At 44.3% G+C, this 512-nt stretch carries 1 pseudogene; it reads right to left on the minus strand.

Annotated features, from left to right (window positions below):
- Positions 1 to 512, minus strand: a pseudogene (vmeG, locus tag R7Q48_RS31280) (efflux RND transporter periplasmic adaptor subunit VmeG); the annotation flags it as partial.

Raw genomic sequence — 512 nt, forward strand, 5'->3', positions numbered from 1 at the left:
TCGGGAAACGCGTCGAATATCATTTTTGCTGAAACATTCACGCCTTGCGTATAGCGGTTGAGCAAATAGTCAGGCAGTTGAAAAATAACCTTCATTACCTGATTGGTTTGAATGTTCATCACTCCTTCTTTGGCGGCAACGTATTCATGATTTTCGGCAGGAAGATAAGAAATGGTGCCATCGTAAGGAGCAACAAGTTGGGTGTAGCGCAAGTTCGCTTTGGCTTGATCCCATTGCGCTTTAGCGGAGTTATGATTAGCTTTCGCTTCATCAAAATCTTGTTCAGAGACCACTTGGTCTTTCCGCAGCTTTTTATAGCGCTTGTACTGAACATCAGCTAACGCAAAATTCGCTCTTGCTTGCTTTTCCAATAAGGAATATTCATCTGGGTTAAGAACTGCTAGCACATCGCCTTTTTTAACGACTTGCCCTTCATTAACTTCGATAGATTGAAGCAATCCTGGGACACGAAATGCGAGTACAGCTCTGTCACCGGCTTCTGTGGTGGCGGG

It is taken from the genome of Vibrio sp. 378 (genome assembly GCF_033339435.1).